The sequence below is a fragment of the Paenibacillus sp. PastF-3 genome (genome assembly GCF_029893135.1).
Lineage (GTDB): Bacteria > Bacillota > Bacilli > Paenibacillales > Paenibacillaceae > Paenibacillus_AQ > Paenibacillus_AQ nitricinens.
In genome coordinates this window covers 55,859-74,301 of record NZ_JARXWM010000001.1, presented here as the reverse complement: position 1 = coordinate 74,301, position 18,443 = coordinate 55,859, and the positions used below count along the sequence as shown (strand labels likewise).

Genomic DNA, 18,443 nt, shown 5'->3' with positions numbered 1-18,443 from the left:
TTGTATGTCTTCTAACAACTGTTTATTCCTCATCCTCGATCTCTTCTACTTCATAAACACATCTCAGCGTTTCAATGCCTGCTGCATTTTCGCCGAGGCTGTACACCATGAACCCAAGACTACGGTAGAAATCTGCAGCAATCTCATCCTCTGTTTCAGCTACCAGATAACGCGGCTGACGCGTAGTAAGCAGCTCCAGAATCATTCCCCGTGCATAACCTTTTCCTCTGTTCTCTGGCAATACAGCAATATGCCGAATATCCAAAGAACCATCTTCTGTTTCTTCAAAGCCTACAAGACCAAGCAGTAATTCTTCCTCTTCCCAGCCATATAAATTTAGCGCGGCTTGTTCGCTATACTCAGACGAAGTCTGCTGTAGAGCATTCGGATCATCTATGACCGCATAAGTCAGCAGCTCATTCACCTCAGGTGTACCAATAAGGGGTTTAAGATCAATCAACATTCTTCACATTTCTCCTTCTTTGTTCCTTCTACAGCTAATCACTCGAAACAATCCGTAGCCTGTCCACACACCCAGCATGTTTAAAAGTAAATCATCGATATCAAAGCTTCCCACATGCAGCAGCATTTGCAAGCACTCCAAAAGCAGTATACAAGGGACAGCATAGAGCGAAATCCTAAGCCAAGAAACCGGACGTACCTTTACTAATGGCGATAGAAAACCAAATGGAATAAAAACTACAACATTTCCTAGCAAATTTACTAGCCGATTGATAAGTGATAAACCGTTATCCAAGTTGAAATAAAGTGACACCGTGCGAAATGGAACCAGATTATACTGAAGAGGACCTCCGGTATGTACCTCACGTCCAAATCCGATAAACATCCAATAGATAACAGTAGCACTATACAGAGTTAGCACTACCCGTGTCAATCCTTTTAGCGGCCATGAACGGTAAGTTTCCTTATGTCTACGGTTAATCAATTCTTAGGCTGAGCTTCAATAATTTCGATACTTCCATCAAGTTTACCTACGATCGCCATCGCTGCAATTCCAATAAATAGGCCATGATCTACAACACCCGGGATGTTTTGGATGGTCAGCGCAAGCTTTGGTGCAGCTTCTATCGCTTCAAATCGGCAGTCTGCAATGTAATTGCCATTATCCGTCTTGTACAACTCTTCTCCGCTGCGACGCAATTCAGGTTGGCAACCCAGTTTGGCAAGCTCTGCCACAGTCCATTCCCACGCGAAAGGAACGATTTCCACCGGCAACGGAAATTTTCCTAGCGTGTTTACAACTTTACCTTCATCGGCAATCACAATCATTCGGGTACTATTACTAGCTACAATCTTCTCACGAAGCAAAGCGCCGCCGCCGCCTTTAATTAGTTGCAGACTGCTGTCTAGCTCGTCCGCTCCGTCAATGGTTAGGTCCAGACTATCAATATCACCAAAAGCAACAAGTGGAATCCCTAGCTCTCGTGCTTGCTCTTCGGAAGCGTGTGAAGTAGCTACTGCGGTAATTTTCAAGCCTTCACTGACTCGTTCACCGAGCTTGCGGATTGCCCAGTAGGCAGTTGATCCCGTACCCAGACCTACCTTCATTCCATCTTCTACATATTCCACTGCTTTTTCAGCTGCTAGTTGTTTAACGTTGATACTCATTTTAATACCCCCATGTTATCCATTATAAAGTTCTATAGTATTTTGCCGTAACAAAGACTATCCGGATCACCTATGTAGGGTCCAAATAAATCAATCGGTTGGTAGCCATGCTTGATGTAAAGCGCAATCGCTTCTGGCTGCTTGATTCCTGTCTCCAAGCGGATCTCCTTGAACCCCGCCGCTATTGCTTGTTCTTCAAGGAATAACAGCATATTTGTAGCTAAGCCCATTTTACGATAACTAGAATCTACATAAAAGCGCTTCAACTCCATCGTTGCAATCTCTATTCCGATATAATCCAGTGGACGAAGCCCGCCACAGCCCACTGGTGTTCCGTTTAAGTAGGCTACTACGAAAGTCATTTCTTTTACTTTGGGATCCTCGAAATCAACAACATAGATCATCTCATGTGGATAACGCATCTTCAGTTCCTCATCCAGAAACGTAATTAGCGCTCTTAAATCAGCGTTCTCTGGATCAACCACTTCAAATTTCACTTCCGTTACGGGTGGCACTCTATTTCCTCTTTTCTTGTATCCAATTTCGTATTATCCTTCTTGCAGCCGAAAAAATCAATATTCTTCATTCTGTCTTATGTATATTTCAATTTCACTACATCCTCTAAATTTAGGATCATCTCTTTTTCAGCGTGGTTAGCAGCCCTATGTAAGTAAGCTTTATGCTCAATGAAAGCATCTGAGGGGGCTGTCAATTTAATGTACTCCAGCAGACTACGTTCGACATCAGCGAGAACTAGATTGCCTCTACCCGCACTTACTCTACATAAATTAATGATTGCTAAAGGCTTATTCACAACGGCCTGCCCGCTGGACTCCACAAAAACTGTGTATTGAACTAAAGGAATTACGTCTGGATCTTCCACACTAGCAGTGCAAGATTGGTCAAAGATAGAATACATTAGTGAAGGATTGCGTGATAAAGCTCCTAATTTTTTCTGATTAGATACCAATTTGCTGTTCTGGTAGGCCAAGAATCCGGCAACTGACAACACGAGCACAAGCAAAATAACTAATATCGAGTACATTTCATCACGTCCCACCCAATACTCCATAATAACAATACCGATTATATATTATCATGGATAACTGCATAGACCAATCCTATATTATCAACACTTTAACAAGTGTAAGCGATATTCAATCTATAAAGTTATTTTGAAATATTCAAAATAACAGTTGAAACTTCGTTTGACATGTCTCATAATGAAAATATGAATATTGTTTGTCAATCCATATGGAAATCAAGGGAGGAAACTTAAAATGAAGTTTTTCTTGGACACCGGAAATATTGAAGAGATCAAACGTATTACTCGCCTCGGACTAGTGGATGGCGTAACGACTAACCCGTCACTCATCGCTAAAGAAGGAAGATTGTTTAAAGATGTTATCAAAGAAATCGTAGCCATCGTTCCAGGTCCAGTAAGCGCAGAAGTAATCGGACTTACAGCAGGAGAAATGCTTAAAGAAGCATATGAAATTGCTGAGTGGGCTCCAAACGTTGTCATTAAACTCCCTATGACTGAAGATGGCTTGGAAGCTTGTTATGAGCTTACAAAAAAAGGTATCAAAACTAACGTAACGCTTGTCTTCTCAGCGGCTCAAGGCTTGATGGCTGCAAAAGCAGGCGCAACTTATATTTCTCCTTTCGTAGGACGTCTGGATGATATCGGTGTTGACGGAATGAAGCTGATCAAGGATCTGAAGACCATCCTAACTAACTACGGTATGACTTCCGAAATTATTGCAGCATCCATCCGTAACATTGCGCATGTTGAGCAAGCCGCTCTTGCTGGTGCTCACATTGCTACCATCCCAGGATCGCTCCTGCCTACCCTCTGGAAGCATCCGCTGACAGATAACGGTATCGAACGCTTCCTGAAGGATTGGGAATCCGTACCACAAGCTTAAGATTGTCTTTCATTCTTTTATCAAAGGGCTATCCTGCAAGCTACGGCAACGTAGCTTAAGGATAGCTCTTTTTTCCATCTAAATTCCTTGCAGAAGTCTGACGAACACGATTTGACAAAAGGCGCGGATTGTCCGGCTCCTTTTCTTTCACGCCAGATTCTCCCTTGCTCCCCTTGCTTGGCGTTACTGCAAATAAGGTCAGCAAACCACCAATTGCGCCGACTGTTGCCATCAATGCGAATAATACCCAATGGCCACTGCTTAACAGCAGCGATACCACTGGCGGTCCTGCGGCTACCCCTATAAACCTCATACTGCTGTAGAGAGCGGTTATCGTACCGCTGTTCTCTTTTTCAATTCCCTCCGTGATTAAAGCATCCATACAAGGAAGCACAATCCCGATTCCGACACAACCTAAGCCCATAAACCCGACTAAGAAGTAAATACCTTTATTGAACCCCGCAAAGATCATTGCTGCAGTTAGTAATACCATACCTCCAAAGCCCAGCCATTTCATTAGCGTTTTGTTCTGACCAATGATCTTTCCTGTTCCATATGAAGACAGACATAACAAGGCTAATGGTATTGCCAGCACAAATCCCTTCATTGCGCCATGCATATTAAATTTAGATTCCAGCATTTCCGATAAATAGAATTGAACGCCAAAGGTTACAAACATACAGATACCGCCTATGGCAAAAATAGCATACAACCATCGTCCTTTTTCACGCAAAATGCTCATAATTCCGGATAAAAATTCTCTTATCCCCTGTTTCTCAGGTTGTTCCTTCGCTTCCGGCTTTCGAACTAGAAACAGAACTAAAGCAAATGAAATTAGACATAGAACAGGAATAGCGATAAAAGGTGCAAACCAGAGCCATATTCCAAGATAAGCACCAAGGATCGGACTGAGTACTTTACCAAAGGTATTAGAGGTTTCAATAATTCCCAGACTTTTGCTTACATCCTCTTCTTCCTTGAATAAATCACCAACGAAGGGCAGCACAATAGGAAAAGCACCAGCTGCACCTATCCCTTGTAACAAACGTCCGGCCAGAATGACCCAATAGGCGCTAACGCCTTTCATAAACCAAGCCGCCACCACGCAGACGACTCCACCAATAGCAGCAATGATTAGACTCGGAAGAATCACCTTTTTTCGTCCATAAGCGTCAGACAGGTACCCTGCAATAGGAATCATCACGATAGCCATCAATCCATAAACAGTAATCAGCATACTCACCTGAAAAGAACTAATGCCTAGTTCTTTAGATATCTGCGGCAAAATAGGGAGCAGCATGGAGTTACCGAGGGTCATAATTAGTGGAATGGATGCCAGTGCAAGCAGATCCCATTTTCTTTCCTTCATGAACTGACCACCTTTGTCATTGTTTGCGACGACTCTCTATATTGTGGTTTGTTCATCCCTCTTTATTCATACATATAAAAAGACCGTCCTCCGCCAATGCGAAAGGACGATCTTATGATCAGAAAATTGGGCTTTACAGCGAATTTGTTATCATGGTCTTTGCTTTTACAGATGGAAGAAACCGGTTTGGTTCTCCTAGACTAAAAATATGCAGCAAGTGCATTGCTCGAGTGCAAGCTGTATAGAACAGTTTACGCTCACTTTCTCTGCCATATCGTTCAGCTGAACCATCGTAGATGATGACAGCATCAAACTCCACACCTTTAGCTAAGTAAGCAGGTAACACCAATGTTCCCTTCTGGAAATTCGGCGTTTCTTTCGTAACGAGCCTTACGGGTAGCCTACTATGTAGTTCATCATGAACTCTTGCGCTTTCTTCTGCTGTTTTACAGATGACAGCCACGTAATGGTACCCCTTGGATTGCAAATTCCGGATATCCATTTCAACTGCATTCAGAAGCTCATCCTCACTAGACACCACACTTAGCTGAGGCTCTTCTCCTCTTCGATTAAACGGCACAATTCTTTCCCCTCCAGGAATCATTGAACGCGTAAATTCTACAATCTCAAAAGTGGAGCGATAGCTTCGGGTTAACGAGATCACTTCTGTGTTTTCTTCCCCATAAATGCTTACCAAACTAGACAAATCACCGAGCACCTCACCTTGTGCATAGATCGCCTGATTCAGATCACCCAATACGGTCATTTTTGCCCTTGGAAATAAACGGCGCATGAATTCTAATTGGAAAGGTGAGTAGTCTTGTACTTCATCCACAATCACATGACGAATCAGCGTATTGGTACGGAAGCCTTGGCTTAACTCCTTCAAATAAAGGAATGGTGTAGCATCTTCGTAGGCAAGCTCGTTTACTGCGATTGATTTTAGTGTTTGCTCACAGATCTCATCCCAGATTTCCGGCAGAGAATTAACACCATTTAGACGTTCCATAAGCTCACGATCCGTAAACAGCGCACTGTACAACCCCTTAACATCCACAAAACGGCCTCGTTTAGTCCATCCGCGCAGTGGTTTTAAGCGTTGGCTGACTACATACCGGGATAACACTTCTTTTTCAGTATCAAAATCATCAAAACTATCCTGCGTGGCTTTCTTCTTACGTCGTAACATCTGATATGCACGATGGTAATCACTGGAGTCCAATAGCTCAATTTGATCTTCAACCCATGAAGCGTTTCTTTCCTCATGACTAAAATCAGCAATCTTTTTCAGTAACCAGCGTGTCATTAAGTCTACGCGGTTCGCAAGCTTAATGGTGGGATCATAGGCATAGAAATGACGTTCCATTTCTTCTTTACTGACTACCGCTCTACCTTGAAACATTAAAGGCTTGAACAGCATGCCCTCATGTTCCAGCATCGTAGCATACCGACGAATCACATCGAGAAAAGGTACGGATGATTTATAAGCGATGCCTTCTCTGCGTATACCCACTTCAGGACCATCAGGGGCATTCAATAGGTTTTCTGTCTGACTAAAGACATCTTCCAGCTGGAATTCATGTCCTAAACGATGCTCAAGATACATTTGAAAAGTGGTTTGTTGCATATTTTCTTCACCTAGCTCTGGAAGCACGGTTGAAACATAGCTATTAAACAGCGGGTTCGGTGAGAACAACAACATCTGGTCAGCTTGCAGAACTTCACGGTATTTATACAAAAGATAAGCTACCCGCTGCAATGCTGCAGAGGTTTTCCCGCTCCCTGCGGCACCCTGAACAACCAGCATTCGGCTTTTGTCGTTGCGGATAATCGCATTTTGCTCTTTCTGGATGGTAGCTACAATACTCTTCATTCGATCATCGGCACTATGGCTAAGCACTTGCTGTAAAAGCTCGTCACCGATCGTTACCCCAGTATCAAACATAACTTCAATGACACCATCAGAAATCACAAACTGACGTTTAAGATTCATTGTACCGGAAACAAGTCCACCGGGTGTTTCATAAGCTGCTGGGCCAGGAGCACCATCATAATATAAGCTCGAAATAGGCGCACGCCAGTCATAGATCAAGAAGGTGCCATCATCCTCCATCAAGGATCCAATCCCTAGATAAATCTTTTCCGTTTCTCCATTTGGTGCTTCTGTAAAGTCAATACGCCCAAAGTAAGGAGAAACGAGCAGCTTTTTATATTTTTTTAAAGCCTTGCTCGACTGTAAATGATGGCGTTCACGTTCATTCAAGATTTGGGATTGTTGGCGCAGACTTGTTGAAGTTTCCCCTAAATCATCTGGACTACTGAAGTTTACCGTTACCTCTTCCCAGAAATCTTTTCGCATATCCACCACATCACTGCGATGGAGTCCAAGCTCCTCAGATAATCGCCGGATATGGGCAGACAAAAGCTTAGTCACTCCGTCAACCCGCTGCTGTTCCTCTTTCCATTCAATTTCATGATTCTCCACTACATTTCATCCCCTTTGGAGTTTCACCCTGAACATAACCCTTAAGCTTATATGTTGCACATCACAAGGTTATGTTTTAAGCTTCGTGATCCGTTTCTTTTTCCTCAGTAGCTATACGATTCATCTGATCTGCCACTTTATCAAGCCGTTCTAATTGATATCCGTAATCGTAAATAGCTGCGGCTACAACATACAATCGTAGTTGACCTATTTTCTCCGCATTATACCTCAGGATCGTAGAATTCAAAAATCCATCATTCTCTTCTCCCAAGGGTTCCGATTCATTAGTGTTTGGTTTTAGTTTATCTTCAAATTTCAGCAAGATCAGTTGATGATATTTGATTAGCTGCTCCAAATGACTGTCAAACAATGCATCTGTCTCTTCACTTCGATCCGCTTGAAAATAATGCCGATCCACAGCCTCAAGAACATCGAAGCCTTTTTGCAAAGAAGATAACAGGTTCTTATAGACAACCATTTGTCTAGTCTGACTGTACTTCGCCCTCTTTAGCTGTTTCTGCTCCTCCTCAAACAAAGCGTATTTATCGGCTAAAGATTTAATAGATGACTCTAGCGCAAGTTTTTCATCACGAAACACACTTTCCTTCATCTCATGAGATACAGCCGTTCTAAGCAGCAAGGAAAGACTGGCAAAGACGTTCTCGATTTGCTTGATGTACTGTTTCCGTGGTTTCGGAGGAACTACTATAATATTGATTAGAAAGGCAGAAACAATCCCTGTCAATGTTAATAAGAAACGATTCAGCGCGAACTGCCACTCTCCAGAAGCCTCCATCACTGTTATAACAGTGACGAGTGTCAGGCTAATAGTATCCGCTCGGTTAATTTTCATACTGATCATAATGACAAGAATGCAGACCAACCCAACCGCAATTGGACTATTGGATAACAGCATTCCCCCCAGAAGAGCGAGTACCGCACCCATTGTAGTCGTTGTCAGCTGATCAAGAAAATAACGCCAAGAGCGATAAATAGATGGCTGCATAGCGAAAATTGCTGCAATCGCAGCGCCCACAGAAGATGGAAAATGTAGCAGTTCGGCTAAATACAAGGCAAGCGTGACTGCCATTCCTGTTTTAAATATGCGAGCTCCAAAAGCCAAAAATATCCCCCCTAAAAATTGGCCCACTCTGCAATATGGACATCTACGAATTCCTCATTCCTCTAATTACCCAAGCCTAGAGTTGATGAATTTTATGATTATTTAAGCTCTCGCTTATGATTCTTTCAGCTTTCAGGGAATACTAATTCAGGTAAGTACCTATCACATAACATACGAGGTGAGTGAATGAATAACAACATCAAAAAATTAGTGACCATCACAGCTGTTCTTGTCCTCAGTCTGTCTCCGGCACTTGCTCCTACTCGGAGCGTGTCAGCTGAGAATGTAGCCTCCACTGCACCTGATTCTGGGCCTTCGGAAAACGGTCATAGACCCCCACCAGGGAAAGACGGGAAATTCAGAGCCGGCGGACATTTCATTATTTTCGAAACAGCCAAGCTGCTTGAGATGGATCGTACGGAGCTAATCAATAGCCTTAAAACAGGCAAAACGCTCCCCGAGCTTGCTCTTGAGAAGAAAGGCTGGACCGAAGATCAATATATTCAAAAGCTCAGCGAATCCGCAAGTAAGCGGCTGGATCAAGCCCTCAGCGAGGGACGTCTAACAAAAGACGAAGCTCAAAAGCTAAAGGCTGGACTTCCGTCTATGCTGAAGAAAAAAATAAGCAAAATGGGTCATTTCCAAGATCATAAATCTTCGGAACATCATGTGATGAAGCCTCAAGCAAAAACGCCTTCGGCGTCCTATTTAGGACGGTAAGTGTTTATGCGAGAAATATAAGGATAATGTATAGCGTGACACATATATATTCTTATATTTTAAAATATCCCCACAAAGACGGGTATCTTCATTTCTTATGAGGATATCCGTTTTTTATAGGCTTCAAATAGACTGATGGATAACATCAGCCACGCGCCACTTGCAGCAAAACCACCAATTACGTCGCTAGGATAATGAACTCCCAGGTAAATACGACTCCAGCCAATGCCCACAGTCATAAATACCGCAAACATTATTAACAGGATTCTTTCACTTCTTCGCGGCAAATGACGCCACAGTAAATAGGCAATTACCCCATACAGGGAGAAGGCTGCCATGGAATGTCCACTTGGGAAACTATAACCGAGCTCTTGGACAATACGATGGAAATTTGGACGCTCCCTTTGAAACCATAATTTCATAAGTGTATTCAACAGCAGTGAGCCTAGTCCAACCCATAGGAACAGAATTAGCTCAAGCCGATGTTTCAACAGATAATACAGCAGTACCATCGTGCCGATAGATATGCCAATCGCTACCTTGGAGGAACCTATCAGAGATAGTCCTTTGGCGAATGTGGTCAGTCCAGGTGATTCAGCGGATTGAACAAAATGAATTATATAGTTATCAAATGATGATACCTTATTCATATGAACTAGAATCGCAATAACGACGAAACAAGCAGCAAACCCTATAAAATAACGAAAACCTCTAGACCAGTTCTGATAATAAAGCATAAATACCTCCGTGTCTATTTTTGTGCCAGTCGATCACATTTCCAGAGAAGCTATAACCCGTGCTATAATTATAGAGAAATAAATATACAAAAAGATGGAGTGCTGCCAAAGTGGAGAGTCTAAAATTGCAGGAACGTTTGTTGAACCAGTTTATTTCCACAAAGGTGCCCGTGACGATTTTTACAACAAATGGTGTAAAAATGCAAGGCGTCGTAACCTCGTATGATGCATTCACAATCACTTTACAGGGGCAAGGTGATGGCAGACAGAATGTGCTCTTCAAATCTGCAGTATCCACTATTGTACCTCTTAAGCCCGTCTCACTCAAATAGTTCACACATTTATTAAACTTCTTCATCCTATTTTCAATAATAAAGGGAACACCGGTCTACATCTCCGGTGTTCCCTTTATTATTTTCTTAAATTGTCTTATTCACTCTTCATAAACGAGTTTCTTTTAAACAGGGAAAATCACAGGCTTCACACACACCGGCTTGGATACCTCAGCAGTATTTCCAGTAAAGACGAGACGGCCACTGGTCTCTTCAATTGAGAACACAACCAGGTTATTACCGTCACGATTTGCAACAATAAGATAAGCCCCATCCGGAGTTAATGAGAAGTGTCGCGGATGCCCTCCACGAGTAGAGACATATTCAATTAGTGTAAGCTTGGCAGTAGCGTTATCCACTGCAAACACTGCGATGTTATCCGCTCCACGGTTAGAAGCGTAAAGATATTTCCCATCTACTGAAGTAGCAATTTCAGCGCAAGTATTCTCTTCCTTAAAATCCTCAGGCAAAGTTGAAACTGTATCTACCGTGTGAAACTTCCCTGTAGCACTGTCATATGTAAACGATGTTATCGTGGAATCCACCTCGTTTATAACATAAGCAGACTTTCCATCTGGATGAAAAGTAAAATGACGAGGTCCCGCCCCTGGGTGAAGCGCAGTATCTCCGTGAACTTCTAGTTTGTTCAAGTCCCTATTGATTCTATAGGACCGAATAATATCAAGCCCAAGATCAGAAACAAAAAGATACTGTCCGTCCGGACTGAAAATAGCCGAATGGGGATGCGGGCGATCCTGACGTTCAGGATGGTGACCATGACCGGAATGAATCGCGACATCTGCCAGTTGATTTGCAACTTTTTCTTCATCTAATGTGATCAAGCCTACACTGCCACCATGATAACTACATACAACAATGTATTCATCGCTTAGATCTCTAGAAATATGGCATGTAGTCGTTTGACCATTGCCTGAGGCAGGCATTGAGGTCATACGGTTCAATTCGCTCAATTTCCCACGCTTAGCATCGATAGCAAAGGTAACGACTTCTCCCTCTTTTCCACCCTCACCATTTGGCTTTTCTCCTATGGCATATAAACGTTGGGCTGAAGCATCTACATTAACAAAGGTGGGGTTAGTTAGACCCTGAACCGAGTCGATTAATTTTAACGTACCTCCTGCTTCGCCATCGAATTCAAATACCTGCACACCGCTTTCCGTGGCACTTGCATAGGAACCCGTAAACAGCAATAACTTAGTCTGCTTTTTCATCTCTACATCCTCCTCCAAAGTATTGCTATTATATAATTTACAATTTTTAAACGTTAAAGACAAACTATAAAGTAAAAAGTGTGACAAATAGTTCAAAAATAAGGCTTTCCAATGATTAGGGATTGTGCTATAATGAAAGCGCTAACATTAGTCTTTTATTAAGTACAAAGGGGGAACATGAATGAGTAACATCCTGCTGGAAGCCAGAAATGTATACGAGGACTTCGAGGTGGAAACAGACATTCTGTTCTTTAAGGTCGGGGACCATGATTTGGTCATTTTTCACGGCAGAAACTACAACATAAAAAAGAGAATGACTGCCGAGCAATTAAAACGATTGTTATCCAATTCTACTTACTATCATGTGTATGGTGGCTGTTATGTCAATCTGAACAAGATCAGTTCTATCGAAGACGACTGCATTTATTTCGGAGAAAAAGGCCTATTCGCTAAAAACGTACGGGTCCCAAGACGGAAACAAGAAAGTATTCGTCATCTATTGAAAGGACTGAAGTAAACATCTTATTCCCATAAGCCGGAAGGGCATGTTACCGATGCCATTTCCGGCTTTTTGCTTTTTATTAATAGAAACTTAAAAAGATCCTATCTTTTTTTATACTTTCTTAAGGTTTAGGATCAGGATTTCTGTTAAAGTTGTAAATAGACAAGCAACACCTATATTGAAGGGAGTCATTACTAATAATGGACAAAAAAGATCTGAATGGAAATGAGAACTTAGAAAACAACGGTACTCCGGAAGAAGAATTGAACACTACCGAGAATACCAATGAAGTAAAAGAAGTGGAGGTCGTAGCTGCTGAAGAACCTGTGAATACAACAAAAGAGGAAGGTATTCCAGTAATGAACAAAGTCAGCAGTAATAATAATACGACACCACCTGCTCCACCAGTTTCTCCTAAAGGTAACAAGGGCTGGATGATTGCCTCTGTGGTTCTGGCTGCGGCACTCATCATTGTATTGATAAAGCCTCCATTCCAAAGTGGCGGCGACAACACAGCTGTTGCAAGCGTTAACGGAACTAACATTACTAAAGAACAACTTTATGATAAATTGATCGAAGCAGGCGGAGAAAGCACGCTGCAAGCTATGATTACTACTGAACTCGTTGATCAAGAAGCTAAAAAAGCCAACGTAACCGTTACTGATGAAGACATCAATGCTGAATTAGAAGACCTTAAAACACAATTCGGCGGAGAAGCTGCATTTAATGCTGCATTGCAACAAAGCTCAATGACTGTTGATGACTTGAAGAAGCAAATGCCATTGCAAGTAAAACTACGTAAGATTCTTGAGCCGCAAGTAACGGTAACGGATCAAGAAATCAAAGACTACTATGAAGCAAATAAAGCTACTTTCAATGAAGAAGAACAAGTTCGTGCTTCCCACATTCTCGTTGAGACTAAAGAAGAAGCAGATGCAATTCTGAAGCAATTGAAAGATGGAGCAGATTTCGCTGAACTAGCTAAAGAAAAATCTTCGGATACTGGTTCCAAGGCTAATGGTGGAGATCTAGATTTCTTCAAACGTGGAGATATGGTAGCTGAATTCTCCGATGTAGCCTTTAAACTTAAAGTTGGGGAAACAAGTGGTGCTGTGAAATCCGATTACGGTTATCACATCATTAAAGTAACCGACCACAAAGACGCTAAAAACTACACTATGGAAGAAAAGAAAGATGAAATCAAAAAGACTCTTGTGTCTCAAAAGGTTTCCACTCTTTCCAACACTTGGTTGACAGATACAACTGCAAAAGCAAAAATCACAAATTCACTTACGGATGCCAAAAAAGATGCAACAGCTTCTCCTGAGCCATCTGCAAGTGCAGAAACTGAATCCGCTAAATAATAAGATAGTAAAAAGCAGGACAAGCGTTAATAAACGCTGTCCTGCTTTTTTTGTGCCTACTTTCGCACCTGTTAATTAATGTCCTTTTTTACGGACCTGCTTATCACGATTCTCTCCCCACTCTTTCGCTTGTGCGGTAGCAATAGAGATGGCTCTCCCCTCTTCATATCCATCTTCTAGCAATGCATTAGCAATATCAATCGCCTTATTACGAATAGGTGCAGTGAAGTTCTTGAGTGAATCTGGATAATCTTCTTTGTTCCACGGCATACAAAAAACCTCCTTAACCTGACTATATAATTAATTAGCCTGGTCTAGGAGGTTTTAAACACTCACTTAAGCTTATTTAAAGACTTTAACGCGATCTTCAACCGGTTGGAATTGTTTCTCACCTGCTGGAGTTACCGTCTTGCCAAATGGCAATTGAGCAATCAGTTTCCAGTCTTGCGGGATACCCCAAGCTTCTTTTACTTCGTCATCAATTAGTGGATTATAGTGCTGCAGCGACGCGCCTAAACCTGCTTCAGAAAGCGCAGTCCATACTACGAACTGCAGAATGCCTGAAGATTGGTTAGACCAAACTGGGAAGTTCTCAGCATACAATGCGAAGTTTTCTTGCAGGTTCTTCACTACAGCTTGGTCTTCAAAGAACAATACGGAACCGTATCCTGCTTTGAAAGATGCTAATTTTTGCGCTGTTCCTTCAAATTGTTCAGCTGGAACAATTTTGCGCAAAGTTTCTGTAGTGATATCCCATAATTTATCATGCTGTTCACCTAAAAGAACAACCGCTCTGGAGCTTTGGGAGTTGAATGAAGTTGGGCTATGCAAAACCGCTTGTTCAACGATTTCAATAATTTGAGCATCGGCTACAGTGGATTCTTTACTGATGGCATAGATAGAACGTCTTCCTTTAACTGCTTCAAGAAAATTGTTAGACATAAAATAACTACCTCCATTTATTTAAGTAACTTACTTTTGTACATCTTATCACCTTTTTTCTGAAAACACAACATCTATTCACAACTTATTTTGTCGGATATACAATCAGCCTCGATTAGTAACATCTCCCCTTCACTTTTCCGATATACATTCCGGCTAAAAATAAGCTACAATAGTGCAGCAAAAGTACAGAAGGAAGGTTATATAAATGAATTTTTTAACAGGTAAAGTTCTTATTCCACATAAAAAAATGGTCATATTCTCTTGTGTAGTACTCTTTTTCCTTAGCTTGGCACTTACTGGCTGTAAAGACACAAAATCGTCTAATTTAAACGCTGGGGAACTTGATCAAGCTGAGCTAAAACCTCTCTCTTTCTGGGTCGCCACAGACACTCACTTTTTGGATAAGGCTCTTCAGGATGGTGGACAGGCTTTTCAAACTTATGTCACTGGAGGCGATGGAAAAATGCTGCCCTACAGTGATGAAATGGCTGAAGCTTTGGTCTATGACGCTGAACAGAAAAAACCTGCATTTATCATCCTCAGTGGCGATTTAACTAATAATGGAGAACGCAGCAGCCATCAAAAGCTAACCGAAAATCTAAAACGAATTGAACAACAAGGAACCTCTGTTTATGTCATTCCAGGCAATCACGACTTATTTAATCCTTGGGCTAGATCCTTCAGTGGCGATAAACAGCTCCTTACGGATTCAATTACAGATAAGGATTTCGTCAAAATGTATGCGGATTTCGGCTACAAAGAAGCTGCATCACGTGATAAGGAATCACTAAGCTATATCGTCAAGGCTGCCCCCAACTTATGGATTCTCATGATAGACAGTAGCCAATACCTTAATAATAAAAAATACGGTTTCCCTCAGACTGATGGGCGTATTGCTTCCTCTACGCTTTCATGGATGGATGAATCCGTTAAGCTCGCAGCCAAAGAGCACGCTTCTGTGATCACGGTGATGCATCATAATTTATTAAGTCACACTTCTATGTCCGTTTCAGGCTTCAAGCTTAATAACAGCCAGGAAGCTATAAAATCCTTACGGAAGAATGGACTTAATCTAGTTCTCTCAGGACATATTCATATGCAGGACATTCAAGTAGATCCAGCAGACGCGAATCAAGATACAGCATCCTCTGAACAATTGCCAATCTATGATATCGCTACGAGTGCGATGGCCGTCAATCCGCATCAATATGGAGCCATGACCTTCGATCCCGTCTCGCGAACCGTAAATTATATAACAGCGTCTTTGAACGTAGAAGGTTGGGCTGAAGCTAACCAGATTACAGATCACAATCTCTTAAACTTCAAGGCATATGCCGAAGAAACCTTTGCTACTAACTCCTATGACAAAGCTATGGATAGTCTTAAGGAAAGTCCTTTAACGGAGTCTGAAAAAGAATCCATGGCGAAGGTAATGTCCAAGCTGAATGTACAATACTTCGCCGGAACTGCAGGTACCTTTGCGAAGGATATTAAAGCGTTGCCGGGCTACAAGCTTTGGGAGGAACATCAGGACGGTTTCTTAGGAGGGTATGTCCAAAGTATGGCTGAAGAAAAATCGTTAAGTAATGTCGACCTAGAGGTGGTTTTAACGAAGCAATAAAAAGCTGCCCTATTTCATATAAAAACCCAGCTTCACCCGCATTTCTGCGAAGTTAGAAGCTGGGTTTGTTTCTGTTAATTAGCCAATGAGGATCGAACTAACTATTTACGTGTAATAGTAATCCAACCATCTTCATCTACATACACAGTAGCATGAAGTGCTTCAGCTAGCAGACGTAGCGATACATAGGCATCACCATATTCGTCAACAAATACAGGCTCTGCAAGCTTCACTTTGTTACCGTTAATCACTGCTTCGGAAGAACCGATTTTGAATACCAGTTTATCACCGTACACACCATCAGTTACGATAATAGCACGATTGACTGTATCCCATTCCACAGTAGCATCTAAATCTTCTGCAAAATACCGAAGAGGAATGTACGTCGTATTATTGTCAACGATCGGATAATAATATTCGTCGTCTGGTTCGATGACAATCGTTCTCTTGGTGATACCAAGATCGTCTTTCAAAATACGATAAACGTTAGAATTCGGATCAAAATTGTTCAAAGTCTCTCCAGGAGTCAGGTCACCGGAAGAAACATCAAGAGCTCCTTCTGTGCTGATTGGATCTGCCGTTACAGCCCCACCAATGTTCCAAATCTGACTGGAAGCCTTAAGAGAGAAGCTTTTTAATGGCATATCTTCTGTACCTGGAAGCGCCACTTTCAGATCAACATTCTGTTTACGAACATGTAGTCCACTGTCTACAAAAATATCGACAGCAAGCTTCGTATCCTTACTCAGGACCGTCTTAAGCTCAGGGGTTGATTTATAAAGACTGTCTAGTTGATTGTCATAAACCAGTAGTAAAGCATCCACAGCCAATTTTGCTGCATCATGCAGTACGGTTACAACAGCTTCTTTATCACCCAGAGGAATGACTCCAATACCTGGAATTTCATAATCACCGGAGCCTTTTTCGTCCATAGCTTTGATTACTGGATACAGATAGTCATATAGACCACCAACTAATTCTGTAAAGCCTTCCGTATCTTTAGAGATCGATTTCAGGAATCCTTTTAACAATGCCGGAAGCTCATCACCCGTCACTTCGGTATGTAACTTCGTCATATTCACCTGCTGGCCATAAACAGCCTCACTAACTGGTGTTACGCTAATTGCACTTGGATTAGGAAGATTCTTCACCACAAACTTCGTTAGCAGCTTACTAAGATCTTCAGCTTTAGTCAGATCCAATCCAACTTCAGCTAAGACCTCATCATAGCCTTGAACCGGGAAGTAAAATGGTTGTTTTGCTCCTTCAACCGTAAAGACTAAAGTTTGTTTGTCCATAAACAATGAGAATGGAATATTCAATTGTTTATAGCCGATCGTTCCATCGGCAGATACATTACCATTCTCTTGCAACTTTGCATGGCTAATACTCAGGGAAAAAGAATTTATGAGATCTACCATTTCCTTATCTTCTGCGCTCAGTCCTTCTGCAGGCTCAGCGTTCATAGAAAACGTCATGCTGGATTCTGATGATTTAACATCGACATCCCCGATCAATGCCTTATTAACATCGAAACCTCCAACCGATTGACATCCGGCCAGAACAAGCAGCAGCGCGACAAAAGGAATAAACCATTTTGTTCTAGCTATCATTTTCCTCATAGCAAGTCTCCTTTTTAAGAATTTTTTAAAATCAATCCATTATCTCAGCAAAGGTAACATTTGTAAATCAAAGGATGAGTTATTGTAAAAATACTATAAATTCAACAAACTTCGCCATTCGATAGAAACCCATTCATTGTAAATCAAGCCTTTTAATACTGCCAAAATCAGTAAATGCGCAGGATAAAAAGACCACCAAACCCAGCGTTTCACCCGGTGACGCTCTAAATATCCCCAAAGTGCAGGTATCAAAGCAATCAACAATGTCGGTAAAATACTAAGCATTTGGACCACCCAATAGTTATAGAACATGTAAAACAAGTTTAATGCCAGATGTGCCATAACAAGCCAGTATGACCTCGTATAACGGAATATCAATACTAGCAGCAGGCCGTACGCATTATAATCTATCGGGAAGTAATCCATTAACGCGATAGCTGCAATGACAACAGGTATACCAAGCCATAGAGTAGGAAGTTTATCTAAAACAACTACTACAATTCCAGATAATAAAAGCGTAAACACCACATTCCATCCACCAGGATTAATCGCTAAATTGTATGGGATCTGAGCAATAATAGCGATTATAAGCAGTCGGAATAAATATTTCGGTCTGGATGATGTATGGATATGCCCCTGCACAAGCCCGTAACAGTAGATTGGAAAGGCTATTCTTCCTACATATCTCCAAGCGATATCCTCTGGAAAAAAGATATAGCCAATATGATCGATTAGCATCGTCAGCATAGCGAGAATCTGCATATCAAACCTCCATAAAATAGGTTGATATCATACATTCGCCAAAGCCTACTTCATCTCCTTCGCTAATACACA

General features: G+C 41.7%; 19 protein-coding genes and 1 pseudogene. 6 read left to right on the top strand and 14 right to left on the bottom strand.

Annotation, left to right across the window (positions count from 1 at the left end):
- Positions 1-22: 22 nt before the first annotated feature.
- From M2444_RS00330 to M2444_RS00310, 5 genes are all read right to left on the bottom strand, one after another.
- Positions 23-463 (bottom strand): GNAT family N-acetyltransferase, encoded by a 441-nt coding sequence (locus tag M2444_RS00330; protein ID WP_094875698.1) that lies wholly within the window; start codon positions 461-463, stop codon positions 23-25.
- Positions 464-466: 3 nt separating this feature from the next.
- Positions 467-946, bottom strand: a complete 480-nt coding sequence (locus M2444_RS00325) for a VanZ family protein (protein ID WP_094875697.1) — start codon at positions 944-946, stop codon at positions 467-469.
- Positions 943-1,623: a ribose-5-phosphate isomerase RpiA gene (rpiA, locus tag M2444_RS00320; RefSeq protein WP_348536906.1), complete on the bottom strand. Its 681-nt coding sequence runs from the start codon at positions 1,621-1,623 to the stop codon at positions 943-945. The genes M2444_RS00325 and rpiA overlap by 4 nt, the downstream gene beginning before the upstream one ends.
- Before the next feature lie 38 nt (positions 1,624-1,661).
- Positions 1,662-2,144 (bottom strand): GNAT family N-acetyltransferase, encoded by a 483-nt coding sequence (locus M2444_RS00315; protein ID WP_256989679.1) that lies wholly within the window; start codon positions 2,142-2,144, stop codon positions 1,662-1,664.
- Positions 2,145-2,221: 77 nt separating this feature from the next.
- Positions 2,222-2,674, bottom strand: a complete 453-nt coding sequence (locus M2444_RS00310; protein ID WP_280785943.1) for a hypothetical protein — start codon at positions 2,672-2,674, stop codon at positions 2,222-2,224.
- 235 nt (positions 2,675-2,909) lie between these two features.
- Here M2444_RS00310 and fsa point away from each other — a divergent pair, with 235 nt between their 5' ends.
- Entirely contained in the window at positions 2,910-3,557 is a 648-nt protein-coding gene (gene fsa, locus M2444_RS00305) for a fructose-6-phosphate aldolase (RefSeq protein ID WP_094875692.1), read from the top strand.
- A 55-nt stretch (positions 3,558-3,612) separates the two neighbouring features.
- On the opposite strand, the gene bcbE is transcribed toward fsa, so the two are convergent.
- From bcbE to M2444_RS00290, 3 genes are all read right to left on the bottom strand, one after another.
- A complete protein-coding gene (bcbE, locus tag M2444_RS00300) occupies positions 3,613-4,926 on the bottom strand; it encodes a bacillibactin exporter BcbE (protein WP_094875690.1) in 1,314 nt (437 codons plus the stop codon).
- A 133-nt stretch (positions 4,927-5,059) separates the two neighbouring features.
- On the bottom strand, positions 5,060-7,411 hold the full coding sequence (gene helD, locus M2444_RS00295; RefSeq protein WP_280785942.1) for an RNA polymerase recycling motor HelD: 2,352 nt from the start codon (positions 7,409-7,411) through the stop codon (positions 5,060-5,062).
- A gap of 76 nt (positions 7,412-7,487) precedes the next feature.
- Positions 7,488-8,534: an FUSC family protein gene (locus M2444_RS00290; RefSeq protein WP_094868575.1), complete on the bottom strand. Its 1,047-nt coding sequence runs from the start codon at positions 8,532-8,534 to the stop codon at positions 7,488-7,490.
- A gap of 186 nt (positions 8,535-8,720) precedes the next feature.
- On the opposite strand from M2444_RS00290, the gene M2444_RS00285 reads away from it, so the two are divergent.
- Positions 8,721-9,254, top strand: coding sequence for a hypothetical protein (locus tag M2444_RS00285; protein WP_094875687.1), 534 nt, complete (start codon positions 8,721-8,723; stop codon positions 9,252-9,254).
- 95 nt (positions 9,255-9,349) lie between these two features.
- Here M2444_RS00285 and M2444_RS00280 read toward each other — a convergent pair whose 3' ends face one another.
- A complete protein-coding gene (locus tag M2444_RS00280) occupies positions 9,350-9,991 on the bottom strand; it encodes a phosphatase PAP2 family protein (RefSeq protein ID WP_094875685.1) in 642 nt (213 codons plus the stop codon).
- Between the two features lie 110 nt (positions 9,992-10,101).
- Between M2444_RS00280 and hfq the strand changes: the two genes are divergently transcribed.
- Positions 10,102-10,323: an RNA chaperone Hfq gene (gene hfq / locus M2444_RS00275; protein ID WP_042126951.1), complete on the top strand. Its 222-nt coding sequence runs from the start codon at positions 10,102-10,104 to the stop codon at positions 10,321-10,323.
- A 125-nt stretch (positions 10,324-10,448) separates the two neighbouring features.
- Here hfq and M2444_RS00270 read toward each other — a convergent pair whose 3' ends face one another.
- Complete coding sequence (locus M2444_RS00270; RefSeq protein ID WP_280785941.1) at positions 10,449-11,555, bottom strand: lactonase family protein; 1,107 nt, start codon at positions 11,553-11,555, stop codon at positions 10,449-10,451.
- A 181-nt stretch (positions 11,556-11,736) separates the two neighbouring features.
- Between M2444_RS00270 and M2444_RS00265 the strand changes: the two genes are divergently transcribed.
- Positions 11,737-12,072: a hypothetical protein gene (locus M2444_RS00265; protein ID WP_280785940.1), complete on the top strand. Its 336-nt coding sequence runs from the start codon at positions 11,737-11,739 to the stop codon at positions 12,070-12,072.
- A 185-nt stretch (positions 12,073-12,257) separates the two neighbouring features.
- On the top strand, positions 12,258-13,421 hold the full coding sequence (locus M2444_RS00260; protein ID WP_280785939.1) for a peptidylprolyl isomerase: 1,164 nt from the start codon (positions 12,258-12,260) through the stop codon (positions 13,419-13,421).
- 108 nt (positions 13,422-13,529) lie between these two features.
- Here M2444_RS00260 and M2444_RS00255 read toward each other — a convergent pair.
- Together M2444_RS00255 and M2444_RS00250 are read right to left on the bottom strand one after the other, a co-directional pair.
- Positions 13,530-13,691: pseudogene (locus M2444_RS00255) on the bottom strand (DUF2188 domain-containing protein); the annotation flags it as partial.
- Between the two features lie 72 nt (positions 13,692-13,763).
- A complete protein-coding gene (locus tag M2444_RS00250) occupies positions 13,764-14,363 on the bottom strand; it encodes a nitroreductase family protein (RefSeq protein ID WP_042187439.1) in 600 nt (199 codons plus the stop codon).
- A gap of 208 nt (positions 14,364-14,571) precedes the next feature.
- Between M2444_RS00250 and M2444_RS00245 the strand changes: the two genes are divergently transcribed.
- Positions 14,572-15,987, top strand: coding sequence for a metallophosphoesterase (locus M2444_RS00245; RefSeq protein ID WP_094868569.1), 1,416 nt, complete (start codon positions 14,572-14,574; stop codon positions 15,985-15,987).
- Positions 15,988-16,088: 101 nt separating this feature from the next.
- On the opposite strand, the gene M2444_RS00240 is transcribed toward M2444_RS00245, so the two are convergent.
- Both M2444_RS00240 and M2444_RS00235 read right to left on the bottom strand, forming a co-directional pair.
- Positions 16,089-17,609, bottom strand: coding sequence for a copper amine oxidase N-terminal domain-containing protein (locus M2444_RS00240; protein WP_280785938.1), 1,521 nt, complete (start codon positions 17,607-17,609; stop codon positions 16,089-16,091).
- A 93-nt stretch (positions 17,610-17,702) separates the two neighbouring features.
- Positions 17,703-18,371, bottom strand: coding sequence for a TraX family protein (locus tag M2444_RS00235; RefSeq protein WP_280785937.1), 669 nt, complete (start codon positions 18,369-18,371; stop codon positions 17,703-17,705).
- Between the last annotated feature and the right edge of the window lie 72 nt (positions 18,372-18,443).